The 15,004-nt window shown below is 37.6% G+C and carries 12 protein-coding genes; 7 read left to right on the top strand and 5 right to left on the bottom strand.

The genetic code is table 11. The annotated features are described in order from the left end of the window. The first annotated feature begins 28 nt into the window (after positions 1 to 28). The 3 genes from H5232_RS19850 (at position 29) to H5232_RS19840 (ending at position 3,260) form a co-directional block, all read left to right on the top strand. Positions 29 to 787, top strand: coding sequence for a rhamnogalacturonan acetylesterase (locus H5232_RS19850; protein WP_182761024.1), 759 nt, complete (start codon positions 29 to 31; stop codon positions 785 to 787). A 257-nt stretch (positions 788 to 1,044) separates the two neighbouring features. Then, complete coding sequence (locus H5232_RS19845) at positions 1,045 to 2,040, top strand: LLM class flavin-dependent oxidoreductase (protein ID WP_182831386.1); 996 nt, start codon at positions 1,045 to 1,047, stop codon at positions 2,038 to 2,040. Positions 2,041 to 2,279: 239 nt separating this feature from the next. Beyond that, on the top strand, positions 2,280 to 3,260 hold the full coding sequence (locus tag H5232_RS19840; RefSeq protein WP_145239058.1) for a patatin family protein: 981 nt from the start codon (positions 2,280 to 2,282) through the stop codon (positions 3,258 to 3,260). Between the two features lie 83 nt (positions 3,261 to 3,343). Here H5232_RS19840 and H5232_RS19835 read toward each other — a convergent pair whose 3' ends face one another. Continuing rightward, on the bottom strand, positions 3,344 to 4,210 hold the full coding sequence (locus H5232_RS19835) for a DMT family transporter (RefSeq protein WP_182717273.1): 867 nt from the start codon (positions 4,208 to 4,210) through the stop codon (positions 3,344 to 3,346). Between the two features lie 50 nt (positions 4,211 to 4,260). Then, positions 4,261 to 4,908 (bottom strand): helix-turn-helix domain-containing protein, encoded by a 648-nt coding sequence (locus H5232_RS19830; RefSeq protein ID WP_259398438.1) that lies wholly within the window; start codon positions 4,906 to 4,908, stop codon positions 4,261 to 4,263. A 295-nt stretch (positions 4,909 to 5,203) separates the two neighbouring features. Between H5232_RS19830 and H5232_RS19825 the strand changes: the two genes are divergently transcribed. Both H5232_RS19825 and H5232_RS19820 read left to right on the top strand, forming a co-directional pair. Continuing rightward, positions 5,204 to 6,610, top strand: coding sequence for a sodium:alanine symporter family protein (locus tag H5232_RS19825; RefSeq protein ID WP_145239049.1), 1,407 nt, complete (start codon positions 5,204 to 5,206; stop codon positions 6,608 to 6,610). A 128-nt stretch (positions 6,611 to 6,738) separates the two neighbouring features. After that, positions 6,739 to 7,785 carry a patatin-like phospholipase family protein gene (locus tag H5232_RS19820; RefSeq protein WP_182794171.1) on the top strand — a complete coding sequence of 349 codons (1,047 nt, stop codon included), beginning with the start codon at positions 6,739 to 6,741 and terminating at the stop codon, positions 7,783 to 7,785. A gap of 114 nt (positions 7,786 to 7,899) precedes the next feature. Here H5232_RS19820 and H5232_RS19815 read toward each other — a convergent pair whose 3' ends face one another. Continuing rightward, positions 7,900 to 8,292, bottom strand: coding sequence for a hypothetical protein (locus H5232_RS19815; protein ID WP_182831385.1), 393 nt, complete (start codon positions 8,290 to 8,292; stop codon positions 7,900 to 7,902). 404 nt (positions 8,293 to 8,696) lie between these two features. Next, entirely contained in the window at positions 8,697 to 9,260 is a 564-nt protein-coding gene (locus H5232_RS19810) for a YSC84-related protein (protein ID WP_145239042.1), read from the bottom strand. A 142-nt stretch (positions 9,261 to 9,402) separates the two neighbouring features. Here H5232_RS19810 and H5232_RS19805 point away from each other — a divergent pair, with 142 nt between their 5' ends. Both H5232_RS19805 and H5232_RS19800 read left to right on the top strand, forming a co-directional pair. Continuing rightward, positions 9,403 to 10,614 (top strand): tyrosine-type recombinase/integrase, encoded by a 1,212-nt coding sequence (locus H5232_RS19805; RefSeq protein WP_149980295.1) that lies wholly within the window; start codon positions 9,403 to 9,405, stop codon positions 10,612 to 10,614. Beyond that, positions 10,615 to 11,805, top strand: coding sequence for a sodium:proton antiporter (locus tag H5232_RS19800; protein WP_182831384.1), 1,191 nt, complete (start codon positions 10,615 to 10,617; stop codon positions 11,803 to 11,805). Between the two features lie 56 nt (positions 11,806 to 11,861). Here H5232_RS19800 and H5232_RS19795 read toward each other — a convergent pair whose 3' ends face one another. Then, entirely contained in the window at positions 11,862 to 14,918 is a 3,057-nt protein-coding gene (locus H5232_RS19795) for an FAD-binding and (Fe-S)-binding domain-containing protein (RefSeq protein ID WP_182831383.1), read from the bottom strand. Between the last annotated feature and the right edge of the window lie 86 nt (positions 14,919 to 15,004).

Here is a 15,004-nt window from a genome sequence, read left to right as displayed (position 1 = left end):
TTTTTAAAAACAATAAAGAGCGAGTAGAATGGGAAAATTAATAGCAGCAATATTTATCATGGTGAGTTTTTCAAGTATGTCAGCAACTACTAAAGTTCAGCTTTTTATGGCAGGGGATTCAACCATGTCAATTAAAGAAGTGAAGGATTACCCTGAAACAGGTTGGGGAATGCCCTTTAGTATCTTTTTTAATGACAGCATCGACGTTAAAAATCGTGCTAAAAATGGTCGTAGTACACGCACCTTTATCAGTGAAGGCTTGTGGGCGGGCATTATAAATGAACTTAATAAAGATGATTTTGTGATCATTCAATTTGGTCATAACGATCAGTCAAAACAGAAAGTAGACCGCTACACTACACCAGAGCAATATAAGCAAAACCTAGTTAATTTTATTGCTGAAGTAAGAGCAAAGCAGGCACAGCCATTACTGATGACCCCGGTAACGCGTCGTTATTTTGATGAAAAAGGTCAGATCAAGGACACCCATCCTATTTACGCTGATATAGTAAGAGATGTAGCTAAACAGACAGGGGTCGATTTTATTGACATGGAACGGGTGACCCAACAGTATTTTCAAAAGCTTGGTGGGATCAACTCACGCCTACGTTTTATGCATATAGCACCTAACTTACATCCAAATTACCCTATGGGCGTAGAAGACAATACCCATTTCAATGAACTTGGTGCTCGAGAAGTTGCTCAATTAGTATTAATAGAAATGAAAAAAATAAATCACCCACTCGTTAAACAATTACGCATACCTGATCCAAAACATTTAAAATAAAAATAATATTTATAAATCATATTGTTATGTTTGATACAGCTAATAACGTGTGTAGTTTATTTAGTGTATTGTAATTGCATTGAATGAGTGTAAGTGCATTTAATGCAATAATCACTCTGCACTTAGCTTAATCGACAGGATCAATTGAGTAGTTAAAATCAATGATTGAATTAACCACCCAGCAGACCCATTAATGTAATGATGGTTAAATTATTTTGACTATCTTTATCACTTATTAAAGGCAATGAGGAGTACGCATGTCTGGGTTATCTGCAATACCGTTTTCTTTACTTGAGCTTAGCCCAATGAAAGAAGATGCCACCGTCTCAAGTACTCTTGCAAATAGTGTCGCTTATGCACAAAAAGCTGATGAACTCGGTTTTAACCGATTTTGGATGGCTGAACATCATAATATGCCGGGAATTGTCTGCGCGGCAACCTCTGTATTAATTGGCCACATAGCAGGGCAAACTAAAACTATACGAGTAGGTGCTGGTGGCGTTATGTTACCAAATCACCCGCCACTGATTGTTGCAGAGCAATACGGCACGTTAGAGAATTTATACCCTGGGCGTATTGATTTAGGTTTAGGTCGCGCACCAGGTAGCGATCATATAACCAGTCGTGCTCTGCGCCGAGATGAACGACGCGCTGAAAACTTTGCCGATGAAGTCACTGAACTGCAAACTTTATTGGGCCCTTACGATGGTAGTCACCCTGTTCGCGCTATTCCTGGCGAGAATACCAATGTACCTATTTGGTTACTTGGTTCCAGTTTATATAGTGCGCAACTAGCAGCTAAAAAAGGCCTCCCTTATGTGTTTGCTGGCCACTTTGCACCGCGTTTTGTTTATGATGCAATCGCTTTATACCGCCGTGAATTTCAACCTTCTGATGTGTTAGACAAACCTTATGTAATGCTTGGCTTACCGATTGTTGCAGCAGATAGCGATGAACATGCACAGTTTTTAGCAACCACGTCAAAACAGCGTATCTTAGCACTGTTACGTGGTGATCCTTTATGGCTAAAAGCTCCCGTTAAAAGCATGGCTGGATTATGGAATGAGCAAGAGCAGGCTCAAGTTGAAAACTTTTTAGGATTATCTGTGGTAGGGAGTCCTGTGACCATTGCTCATAAGCTAAATATGATAGTCAAAGAGCTTGGTGTCGATGAATTCATTTTTACCAATGATCTTTACCAAAGTAGCGACCGTCATCACGCGTTGGAGATTTTACGGTCAATAAAAGCATAACCACTGAAAATTAAGCTAAGGTACACTTAACTCCCGTTACAATACAGAAACTAGCTAATACACAAAGTTTACTAGTTTCTGAACTCTACTTAAAAGTGCAAAACACAGCACTAATCTTATTTAAGCTTGCGTTCTGTTTTTATAATCAATTCGATTTATATAATCAATTTTAACGTTTGATTTAAACACATTAAAATGAAGGTATAAACCAGTAAAGTAATTACAAAGGAAGGCATATTTTGAAACCTCAAGACCCCAAAATCACAAATACTTTCGATAAAACAGCATTGATCGCGGAAGGTGGTGGGCAACGAGGGATCTTCACCGCAGGTGTACTCGATGCATGGCTTGAACATGAATATGACCCATTCGATTTATTTATTGGTACTTCAGCAGGTTCACAAAATCTTACTAGCTATTTAGCTCGCCAAAAAGGGTATGCCAAACGCTTAATAAGAGGGCTTTCGCGTCACAAACGATTTTTTCAATTAGGCCGTGGTTTAGTAGGTAAACATATAGTCGACTTAGACTGGTACTTTGATAAAACTACCGAAGTTAACAGAGCACTTGATTTTAAAACTGCAAAAGCCAGTTTGGGTGAACGGGAGTTACTTATTACCGCCACTAATGCCCGTGATCGAAAACCTTATTTTTTATCACCAACCGGTGAAGGCCAGCAATGGCGAGATCTATTAAAAGCGTCAAGTGCACTGCCATTTTTATATAAACAAGGTGTAAAACTTACGCCATGGTTAAATGCATTAGCTGCTAATGAAATAGATAAAACCGACGTACACGCTGAGTCAGACTTTTACCTAGATGGTGGCCTTGCTGCGCCACTACCAGTGCGCGAGGCCTACAATCGTGGTGCACGTAAAATTGTGGTGATCCGCACAGTTGATCAAGACTTTCAAGCGCAGTCGGCATGGGTAAACAAGTTAAAAGCGTTTGTTTGTGCATCAGGATATTGCCCAAAAACCTTAGATTACTTATTACAACACGAACAAGCGTATGAGGATGAGTTAGCATTTATTGCCAATCCTCCGAAAGATGTAGAAATAATACAAATTTTTGCAAACCAAAAGCTTTCGAGCAAATTACTTGGTAGCTCAACCAATGATCTACGTCGTGATTATAAATTAGGTTTATTGGCAGGTAATAACTATTTTACTGAGCAATACCCAGCAAACAATACCCATCCTGTTGCTGTAGCTAACTAATTAGTATTGATAAATTTATTCCGATCAGTTGTATGTGAGTTGGATAAGTATCCGGTGTTGTTAGTTTGTAATTAATAAGCGAGTCATAAATGGCTCGCATTAACGCTCCGAGGCCTGCATTTATAATTACTGATCGCTGCGCCAATTAAAACAAATGCCAATGCAATTAAAATTGCCCATGAAAAATGTATTTGTTGAGCCATAACCAGTAACACGGTAGAAAGTAACGGTGTTAAAAAACTCAAAGAGGCAAGTAACGTTTTATTACCTCTTTTTAAAGCGATGTCCCATAAGTAAAATGCGCCACCGACAGGTCCTAACCCTAACAAAAAAATACCTACAGTCTGCGTTAATGAAAAACGCGTGACTGTTTGTTCAAAATATATATGTGCCAATAAGGCCAAAATAGCTACATAAAGAGAAAGCCAACCAATATCATCAACGTGATTATCAAAGCGAGTCATGAACAATGAATAACTCGACCATAATAGCGCACAACTCGCAGCAAATAGGTAGCCTAAAAAGTACTGGCTATTGATAGTAAAACCACTGCCATCACTAATTAAAAACACGATCCCTATAAAACCAACCAGCCCGCCTATAATCGCATTTATTTTGTTTTCAGACCGTGCGACAAAAACACCCAATAACAATGGCCATAAATATACAATCAGGCTAACTTCAATCAATGGTGCATATTTAAGTGCCATAAAATAACAAAAATGAAAACCAAATAAGCCAACTATACCAATAATTGTTTGCGCCTTACCAAGTGTAGGCAGAGTTAACAAAGGCTGCTTGGTAACAAGCCGTTTAATAAACAGCAATAAGAACGACACAAAGAAGCACATAAATAGTAATTGAAAAGCCGGTAATGCTTTAGTTAAATTACCCAACAGTGCTAATGCACCCCATAAAAAAATAGCTAATACGCCGAAAATTGTAGACATAGCAAACATTTAATTAAAAATTAATTGATAAAGGTAGTTTATCAATTTTACTATCTAACACTGTGCTTAAAAGACGATATTGTTGACGTTAAAGCTGCTTTTTTAAGTCTCGTGGGGGATTGTTTGAAGTAGCAAGTGAAGGCGCGACTAAAAGCTGAAGGGTCGTTATAACCAACCTGTTCACCAATTACTGCTATAGGTAAATCAGAGTAACAAAGTAAGGAACGTGCATGTTCCATTCTTAATTGCGTGTGATGTTTAACCGGGCTGGTGTGCATACATTGCTTAAAAACCGCTTTGAATTGAGTAACACTTAAACATGCAACCGCAGCCATATCATTCAATGTATAGTCTATCGATAAATCTTTTTTTATTAATAACAAAACGTTATTTATCCGCGGATCAATAGTCGCATTGGTAGTTTGTTGCCTGAGTAACACCAAAAATAAATTAAAACATAACGCTGCTTCATCTATGTTAGTTACACCTTGCAACTGCTTTTGGGTAAAACTTAGATAGCTCATTAATTTATCGTCAATACTGAAACAGGGGGCATTCATCGTCGTTAAGTTATTTGGGAGCTCTAATAAATCGGCCACTATAAAACGTGCATTTTCATCTGATTTAAACGCATGTAGAGTATTTTTAGGGATCACAACACATTGACCAACACCAACAGGCGCCGCGAAATTATTCATTTCAAGTTCTATATAGCCGCAAAGTGGTAAAACAAGTTGGTGATAGTGGTGCTGGTGGCTGTGGATTTTTCGTGTGTAGTATCGAATCGATAAGCTATTCATCTATTAAATTTAATAATTGCTATGACAAACAATCATGAAGGGAATTGTAGGGTGTTGTAAATAACTTTTTGTTATTTTAATACACTCAATACTTGCTAATTTATATCAGCAAGATAAAGTATTGCCAACTAAATATTCTTAAATTCAGCATATGTATTCTATTGCAGGTTGAAAAATAATAACAAGGGCAAACATGTTTGATTTAATCGTAGGCAGTATAAATAACCTGCTTTGGGGTGAAGGACAAATACTGATCTACATTTTACTGTTTACAGGTATTTGGTTTTCAGTACGCTTAAAACTGATTCAAATTTTAAAATTTAAACACATGTTCAGCCTTCTCAAAGGCAGTAGCAAATGCAATAAAAACGACATTAGTTCGTTTCAAGCACTGTGCACCGGATTAAGTGCGCGGGTTGGAACTGGCAATTTAGCCGGTGTTGCTGTTGCGATATCATTAGGTGGCAGTGGCGCCATATTTTGGATGTGGGTGATTGCCATACTGGGCATGGCGACCGGTTTTGCAGAAAGCGTACTTGGCCAAGTGTATAAAGTACGCGATAGTCAAGGCGAATTTAGAGGTGGCCCCGCTTATTATATTCAACAAGGAATAGGCAGTCGTAGTCTCGCTATCGCGTTTGCGTTGTGTTTGTTCTTAGGTTATGGCTTTACTTTTAGCGCGATGCAAACCAACACCATTACTGATGCGCTTAATTTCGCTTTTGAAATTCCAACCTTATATTCAGGCATAGTCATAACCCTACTTGCAGGCTCTATTATACTCGGTGGCTTTAAAGCTATTGCCCGCTTTGCTGAGCGAGTAGTGCCGGTGATGGGCATTGTATTTGTACTGGCAGCTGTGATTATTACCTTGATTAACTTCACCCAAGTGCCTGCTATGTTGAAGGATATATTCTTATCTGCTTTTGGGCTGCAAGAAGCCGGTGCAGGCGCAATGGGCGCGGCAATCAAAAACGGTATTCAACGTGGTTTATATTCTAATGAGGCCGGTGCAGGTAGTGTGCCGCATGCATCAGCAAGTGCGTCGCCTATTCCAAATCACCCAGTAACGCAAGGGTATATTCAAATGCTCGGGGTGTTTTTTGATACTATAGTGTTGTGTAGTTGTACCGCTGTGATTATCTTATTGGCTGATATTGATATCAGTGGTGAGATGGCAGGCATTCGCTTAACACAAGCGGCAATGACCGCACATTTAGCACAAGGGGGCGTGTACTTTGTAGCAGCAGCCATTACTTTATTTGCCTTTACCTCGGTAGTGGCTAATTACGCTTACGCCGAAAGTAACCTACATTTATTTAAGCTCGATAATAAAGTAGGGCGCGGCATTTACACATTTTTATATCTATCAATGATGATGTGGGGGGCGTCTGCCACATTAAAAGAAGTATGGGATTTAGCCGATATTGCCTTAGGGTTAATGACAGTGGTTAACGTTATCGCTATTATACTGTTAACGCCGACTATTTTGTCTGTCACCAGCGATTACCACGCACAAAGAGACAAAGGTTTAGAGCCCGAATTTAAAGTAAAAGATGTAAAAGTACAGGGCAAATGCGAAGACGGCATTTGGGACTAATTCAGCATACTTAACTATAAAAAGCGGTTTTATGGCAACATGAAGCTGCTTTTTTCTTTGCATAAGTATTCACTTTTAGTGTTGTAAAAATAACTAAAGCAACCAAAATAAAAGGCACAATTTTTTAGATGATCGAGATTCACGCAGGGAAAACAGCGGCTAAAATTATTAACGAACAGGGCTTTAAACCTGAACTTTTCACCTCTTTTTTAGGTGCAAGTGGCGGTCCTAAATGGTTTACATTATTTGGCTTAGATAGATATATTTTTGGCGAATTTTTTAAAAACCGTACCCAACCACTTAATTTAATCGGCTCATCTGCTGGCGCTTTTCGCTCTGCATGTTTTTCACAAAACGATCCCGTTGCAGCCATTGAACGCTTAGCAAAATCGTATTCGCAAACCCGATATTCTAGTAATAAACCCACTCCTAATGAAATTACCACTAAAGCCCGCGCACTACTCGAAGATGTGTTTGGCGATAACGGTGTCACCGAAATTATAAATAACCCCGTATTTAAAGCGCATTTTATCGTCGCAAAATCTAACGGGTTAATTGCCAGTGAACATAAATTAATACAGCTTTTGGGTTTATCAAAAAGTTATCTGTTTAATCGCGTTAATCGTAAATTATTAGGCGGGCAATATGAGCGTTTTATTTTTGGCGCACCGAATAGTAATTTAAGTATTACTGACAGCTACAATTTTAAAACTCAAAATATCGCACTCACACAAACAAATTTAAAAGATGCCTTACTGGCATCCGGATCAATACCGCTAGTAATGCAAGGTATAAAAAATATTGCCGGCGCGCCTACAGGTATGTATCGCGATGGTGGTATTGTTGATTACCACTTTGATTTTAAAATTAACAATCCTGGACTTATTCTATATCCACATTTCAATTCAGATCCAAAAGCAGGGTGGTTTGATAAAAGCTTAAAACGTAAAGTCGCCGCTGAAAATTACGATAACGTGGTTATGATCACACCCTCTAAAAAATTCATCGCCAGCTTACCTTACGGAAAAATCCCCGACAGAAACGACTTTACAGATCTCGATGCGGATACCCGGATTAAATATTGGAACACCGTGTTTAGTGAAACTGAAAAATTAGCCGATGATTTTGATAAAAAACTCAATAGTGAAAATGTTGAGCTGAAAATAATTGAATGATCTAATCTATCAAGTAATGTAGCTTTATGGCTGATAGTTAACAACGCAAAAATTACGGTACGTAATATAAAGAAAAGGGCGAAAGCCCTCTTTTATTAGTAATTAAGTTAACTGTCAGGTGTGACAGTTTGACTTTTTGTGATACATAGGGACAAGCCTTAATAAAGTTTTATTTACTTCAATAGCTATTCCAACGATAAACATTAAAAGAGCAATAATTATATAAATAATAAGAGGGCCTTGATTACCATTCTTAGACTCTGCTGCTATATGTGCATGAAAGGCTTTTCTACTTTGCCTTCTAGTATGCTGAGTAGAGCGGTTAGGCTCTTTAGATTCAATTGTTCCTGTAGTAACATACTCTTTGGCAATTGAAAGTGTAGGTAAAGGCCCAAAATCATTATTACCATCTTCTTGGAGAACATACCAACTAGAGCCACTTTTGACTATAAACCTACCGTCTGAAACGGAATATTTACCTGATTCTATTCGCGTTACTTTATTCATTAACTCACCTTTTATATTAAGTTAATTTTGTCCTTTAGGATCTCTTACTAGTAATTCTAAGTAATTGGCCATGTCGCTCTTAATGAGATTTATCTTATATTTTGTTATGCGATTTTAGTATTTTATACATAATTTAGGACTCTCTTAATGACCATATATATCTGTGTGATAATTATACATCAGAAAGATTAGTGTTTCCTCAAGGCGTGTTTATAATGTTGTCATGATAATGGGCCAGTTGGAGGTAGCCCCGATACATAATTGAGATTTGGTTTGGCCGACGCGTTTGAAAATTATAGCCATTAACTAATATCCCATAAATTACGTTATGTTAAATAGTCTAGAATAAATTAAAGTGGGCGTAATCATACGAACTAGCCCACTTTTAGAAGGGTTTTGAGGTCTTAATTTAGCTCAGAATCTACCCAGAATTTAGTGCCTTTTAGTACGGCTTGTAATGCAAGGCCATTTTCGGTTAATGAATAAACAGTTACTTGATCTGCAATGGCTTCGGCAACAAGTGCACCGCCTTTATCTTGGTATTTTGCCGCTGCATCGGCATTGCCACCGAAGGCCCAACCATTTTCAATAAAACGATTTAACGCAGCTTGATTATGAAAAACCATTACAACATTAAAGTCTTTAACACCTAAACCAAGTCCTAAACCAGCTTCACCCATATTCATATAAGTGGATTTACCCGTCAAATTATTTTTAACCACACCATAGCCGCCACCAAAGCTGGCTAAAACAACATTGACATTAGCATTATCAAATACTGCATAACCAGCGGCATTTTTAATTTGCTCTTTAACATCTGGTTTTTCTTTGTATAATTTACTTAGTGTATCTGCTCGCATATTTTGCACTAGATTACGCTTTTCAGTTGGAGAAGCACTACCTGTTGTAGCACAACCAGACAGGACTAATGTTAGTGCAACTAAACTTAAAACTATTAACTTTTTCATATGCCTTCCTTAAACCAGCAACATTGCTTTGATATTATCTGATCAGCTTAACAATATAATCATTCACTAAGTCCAATACTAGACAGTATCGGACTTTAAAGTTAAACTGTAACTACTTTATTTTATTAGAAATAACTATATTATGCTTGTTGCTTTGGTCGATACATTAAAACAATTACGGTATCAAATTGCCCATCTTGAAGATGATACAATGCAATCAGAATACCCAGAACTTGCCACCTTTATACAGCAAGTTGGCTTGACTGTCGCTGAATCTAAGCAAGAATTAGTATTTTTGTATCAATTTTTATATGTTTATGGTCGAAAATCAGAAGCGACCTATAATCGTTTTCGGAACGAACTCGAACGCTTTTACCTATGGTCTTGGTTAGTCGCAGAAAAATCAGTATTTGAATTAAAACGTGAAGACATAGAAGCCTATGTCGATTTTATGGTCGAACCCGATAAAAGCTGGGCGATGACTTCAGTGCAATGGCGCTATAAAGATGAGCAAGGGATCCGTAGATTAAACGAAAATTGGCGCCCTTTTATGCTCAAAGAATCTATTGCTAGCCAACAAACATTAGCGGCCATGTTTACTGCTTTAAATGTATTTTACAAGTTTGCTATTTTAGAAGAAAAAACCTTTGCTAACTTTGTACCGGTTGTAAAAAAGAATAGCCCTTATTTAGTTGTGCAATCACAAATAAAAATTCCTGATACCTTGAGTGATATTCAATGGGAATATGTATTTGGTGTCACACGTGATAAGTGTGAGCAACAACCTGATCTTGAAAGAAATTTATTTACCTTAGCGTGTTTAAAAGGTCTTTATTTACGGATCTCTGAACTATCAGAGCGACCACAATGGTCGCCTGTTATGTCTCATTTTTGGCAAGATAATGATGGCTTTTGGTTTTTAAGAATTATGGGCAAAGGAAATAAATTACGCGATGTCACACTCAGTGAAGATTTTGTAACTTATTTAAAACGTTATAGGTTGTACCGAGGTTTACCAGCCCTGCCCCGCGTTGATGAATCTGATCCATTGGTGCATAAAATTCGTGGTCAAGGCGGAATGACCGTTCGACAAATTCGTCGCTTAGTTCAACAAAGTTTTGATTTAGCCAAACAATCTTTACTTGATGATGGCTTTACTGATGATGCCGAGCAACTAGAATCGGCAACAGCGCATTGGCTCAGACATACTGGTGCTACGCATGATGCACAAACTCGCCCTTTAAAACATTTATCAGAAGATTTAGGACATGCAAAAATTGCCACCACCGATCAAATATATATTCAGACAAATATCAAAGAACGAGCAAAATCTGGACTTAAAAGGAAAATCTAAATGGAATATGTTGTATTAGCTGCAGTGGGTTTAGCCTTTTTAATTTATTCATTATCTATGCATCAATTAGAGCGAGCTGAAATTACCGGACCTATGTTTTTTGTTATTATCGGTGCGTTGATCGGGTTTATGCTACCAAGTAAAACGGTATATTTAACCAGAGACTTAGATCACTTATTACCTTTAATAGAATTAACACTGAGCATATTTTTATTTACTGATGCGGCAAAAACCAAACTGATGGTTTTAAAACACAGTTTTCAATACCCTAGCCTATTACTTTTTATTGCTTTACCACTTACCTTGTTTGCTGGAATTATTATTGCGAGTTTAATGTTTACCCAGCTGACACTTATTCAAGCTGCACTAGTTGCAATAATATTAACGCCGACGGATGCAGCGCTGAGTAAAGGATTATTAAATAGCAGCGCGGTGCCTGAAAAAATTCGTGAAGGGATCAATACTGAAAGTGGTTTAAACGATGGTTTATGTGTGCCAATATTTTTAGTCTTGATGTTGTTAGCAAAAGAGCCTGCATCTACATTTTCGGTTTTTGATACAGTCATAGTTTTTGCGCGTGAATTAGGTGTGGCTATTCTGGTTGCAGTTGCTGCAATGGGATTGATCATTCCCGCGATTAAATTTGCCATGCAACGTCATTATTTTTCAAATAATAGTAGCCCATTTTTAGTGGTTGGTATGGCAATGGCCATTTTTTCAATCGCACAAAGTTTGCATAGCAGTGGTTTTATTGCGGTGTTTGTTGCTGGATTAATTTTTGATAGATTTACCGATCAGGCTTTACGCTTAAAACTCGTTGAAGATAGTGAACACATCGCGGACTTTACTGGTTTGTTGATCTGGTGTTTATTTGGTTTTGTATGCAGCTATTTAGTTTTGCCAGAATTATCATGGGCACTTACTGTATTTGCACTACTGAGTACAACGCTTATTCGAATTATCCCTGTGATGTTGTCATTACAATTTACTAAATTAAAAATGAAAGAACGTTTTACTTTTGCTTGGTTTGGCCCGAGAGGCTTAGCCTCTATTGTATTTACTTTAATGGTGATCGATAGCGGCATCGAAAATAAATACCTTATAGCTACGATTGCTATGACAACTATTTTATTTAGTGTTTTTATTCATGGTATGAGCACCAAGCCTATTGCTGATAGTTATTTAAAATAAAAAAAACGATATAAAAAATGCCGCATTCCTTTTTAAAAGCGTGCGGCATTTTTATATTAAATGTTATTGCTTAGCTTATCTGCTAGTAGTTCTATTGGGTGTTTTGGTTTGAATTTTTCATAGCGTTTAACTTGGCTACGACAAGAAAAACCGGTTGCTAATAATTGCTCTGGTTTATTTTTCTCTACAACACCTTGCCAACTCATTTCATATAATGCTCGAGAGTTTTTTTGGTTTTGCGCTTCATGGCCATATGTACCTGCCATACCGCAACACCCTGTTGCTGTTGTATTAAGTTTTAGGCCTAAGTCAGTAAAAATTGTTTGCCATACATTCGCCGCTTTTGGTAATGCGGTTGTTTCAGTACAATGACTTAATAACGTAAATGTTATATTGCTATCAACTTTGTTAGCTAATGATTTAAAAGATTGTGTTGCTAACCATTCATGAGCAAGTAGCACTTCAAATTCACCACGTTCATCACCTAAAATAGAATTATATTCATCCCGATAACACATTACTAATGATGCATCTAAACCTACAAGTGGTGCATTTATTTCAGATAATGAATTTAAAAATGTTGCTGCATTTTTTGCTGTGATCTTAAATTCATTTAAAAAACCTTTAACGTGTTGCGGTTTTCCATTTGGCTTAAACGGTAACAGTATTGCCTTCTTGCCTAGTGCGGAAATTATTTTTATAAAACTTTCTACCAGCTCAGCTTCATAAAAACTGGTAAACGGATCTTGCACAATTAGTACATACTCACTTTGTTGATCGGGAGATAAGCCTGAAAGTTGTGCAAAATTAAATTCGTGTGTTTTATTAATCCGTTTTGTTAAACGTGGTGAACTGAGTACGGGTGTATCAACATAGCCAACAGATTTTTTTATTAATGAGCTGACTAATTTAGTTTTTACAATTGGGTTTATTACATTTGAAAATTTGGCCATTAATGGTGCACTGGCTTCAATATTACCGACTAGATAATCTTTGAGTGGGCGCGCGTAGTAACTGTGATAATAATTTAAAAAACGTGATCTAAAAGTCGGTACATCAACTTTTATTGGGCACGCTGTGGTACATGCTTTACACGCTAAACACTCATCCATTGAGGCTTTAACTTCATGAGAAAAATCATATACGCCTTTCTTTTTATCGCGGCTATGTTGAAAACGTTCCCACCAGGTGATCACTTCACCTTTGTTAAGTTCTTTTTCAACCTCAATTAAATCAATCTCTTTTGCTTCTTGTAATCGTAACCATTCGCGCATTAAACTTGCGCGACCTTTAGGTGAATTACGACGATCACCGGTTACTTTATATGATGGGCACATAGGAGAGTTTTCATCATAGTTAAAGCAAATACCATTACCATTGCATGTCATTGCATTATTAAAACTAGTTTTAACATCAACCGAAATTTGTCTGTCGAACCACGCACGCTTTTGACCGTCAACACTAACTAGTGAGTCCTTACTTTCAATCGGAGTACATATTTTTCCGGGATTAATCCTATTGTTAGGATCAAAAGCTGATTTTATAAGTCGTAATTGCTTAAATAAATGCTCACCAAAAAACTCAGGGCCATATTCACTTCTATACCCTTTGCCGTGCTCGCCCCACATTAAACCACCGTATTTAGCTGTGAGTTTAACAACTTCATCAGAGATCACTCGCAGTAATTTTTCTTGTTCGGGATCACACATATCAAGTGCCGGTCTAACATGTAATACACCGGCATCAACATGACCAAACATGCCATATTGTAAATTATGGCTATCGAGCAAAGCTCTAAATTCAACAATATAATCTGCAAGATTCTCAGGTGGTACGGCGGTGTCTTCAGCAAACGCCAAAGGTTTTTGTGCGCCTTTAACATTACCTAACAAGCCAACTGATTTCTTACGCATGGCATAAATTTTTAAAATATCAGCCTTACTGCTGGTAAGTTGATAACCAATTACGCCATTTTTTTGTTGTGCAACGCAATCATCGAGTAATGCACAAAGCGACTCAACTTTGTCTTTTATGTCATCAGGCGATACAGCATTAAACTCAACCATGTTAAGCCCTTGCATATCTTTATTTGGCACATCGGTTATTAAGTCCGATACTGAATGCCAAATTATATCTTCACGTGCAAGATTTAAAACTTTGCTGTCAACGGTTTCAACTGAGGTAGCACGAGCATCGACCAAAAACGGTGAATGCCGCAGTGCCGAATCAAAGCTATCATACTTGATGTTGATTAAGGTTTTGAATTCAGCAATAGGTGTGATGTTTAATTTAGCCTCAGTAACAATACCAAGCGAACCTTCTGAGCCAGTTATTAGCCTACTCATATCAAAGGTTTGTAAGTCATCACTTAGCACATGTTCTAAGTCATATCCGGTTAAAAAGCGATTTAAACGTGGAAACTTGGCTAAAATTGCATCACGCTCAGACAAACAAATATCAAGCACTGTTGCGTACAGTTTACCGATTGTAGTGTTTTGTTCAGCAATTAGTTTGGCTTTATCAATGTCTATTGGTGTCGTTGACATTTGTGTGCCATCGACTAAATAAGTGGTAAGTCCTAAAACATGATCGCTAGTTTTACCATACACCAGTGAGCCTTGTCCTGATGCATCGGTATTAACCATTCCGCCGATTGTTGCGCGATTACTCGTTGATAAATCAGGTGCAAAGAAAAATCCATAAGGGCGTAAAAAATCATTTAGTTGATCTTTAATCACGCCCGTTTGCACTCTAACCCAACCTTCTTCAGGATTAATTTCGAGGATTTCTCGCATATAACGTGATAAATCGACTACGATCCCGGGAGTTAATGATTGACCGTTGGTGCCTGTACCACCGCCGCGAGGTCCAAAAGTCAGCGATAGATAAGGGTCTTGTGCAGCAGTTTGCAGGGCAATTTGAATATCTTTTTCAGTTTTAGGAAAAATAACACTTTGCGGTAACTGCTGGTAAATACTGTTATCAGTTGATGCAGTTATACGAGTGGCATAACTTGCATCAGTGTCGCCAGTAAACCCTTGTTTAATTATAGTTTTTAAGTAACTTGCGACTAAATCGGTCGCGGCATCTTGTTGGCTAATAGTTGCTATCATGACGGTAGTAAATTAAGGCATTTGTTCGATTATATCATGCTAAAGAGCAATAGAAATTGAAGATTTTACAGTTTGTAACACTCTTT

Origin of the sequence: Pseudoalteromonas sp. SG41-5 (assembly GCF_014164495.1) — a bacterium.
In the GTDB taxonomy this organism is placed as follows: domain Bacteria; phylum Pseudomonadota; class Gammaproteobacteria; order Enterobacterales; family Alteromonadaceae; genus Pseudoalteromonas; species Pseudoalteromonas rhizosphaerae.
This window is presented reverse-complemented; position numbering and strand designations above follow the sequence as displayed.

Coding starts and splice junctions, on each gene's coding strand:
- H5232_RS19850 (WP_182761024.1), top strand. CDS start 29: ATGGGAAAATTAATAGCAGCAATATTTATCATGGTGAGTTTTTCAAGT.
- H5232_RS19845 (WP_182831386.1), top strand. CDS start 1,045: ATGTCTGGGTTATCTGCAATACCGTTTTCTTTACTTGAGCTTAGCCCA.
- H5232_RS19835 (WP_182717273.1), bottom strand. CDS start 4,210: ATGTCTACAATTTTCGGCGTATTAGCTATTTTTTTATGGGGTGCATTA.
- H5232_RS19830 (WP_259398438.1), bottom strand. CDS start 4,908: ATGAATAATTTCGCGGCGCCTGTTGGTGTTGGTCAATGTGTTGTGATC.
- H5232_RS19825 (WP_145239049.1), top strand. CDS start 5,204: ATGTTTGATTTAATCGTAGGCAGTATAAATAACCTGCTTTGGGGTGAA.
- H5232_RS19820 (WP_182794171.1), top strand. CDS start 6,739: ATGATCGAGATTCACGCAGGGAAAACAGCGGCTAAAATTATTAACGAA.
- H5232_RS19815 (WP_182831385.1), bottom strand. CDS start 8,292: ATGAATAAAGTAACGCGAATAGAATCAGGTAAATATTCCGTTTCAGAC.
- H5232_RS19810 (WP_145239042.1), bottom strand. CDS start 9,260: ATGAAAAAGTTAATAGTTTTAAGTTTAGTTGCACTAACATTAGTCCTG.
- H5232_RS19805 (WP_149980295.1), top strand. CDS start 9,403: ATGCTTGTTGCTTTGGTCGATACATTAAAACAATTACGGTATCAAATT.
- H5232_RS19800 (WP_182831384.1), top strand. CDS start 10,615: ATGGAATATGTTGTATTAGCTGCAGTGGGTTTAGCCTTTTTAATTTAT.
- H5232_RS19795 (WP_182831383.1), bottom strand. CDS start 14,918: ATGATAGCAACTATTAGCCAACAAGATGCCGCGACCGATTTAGTCGCA.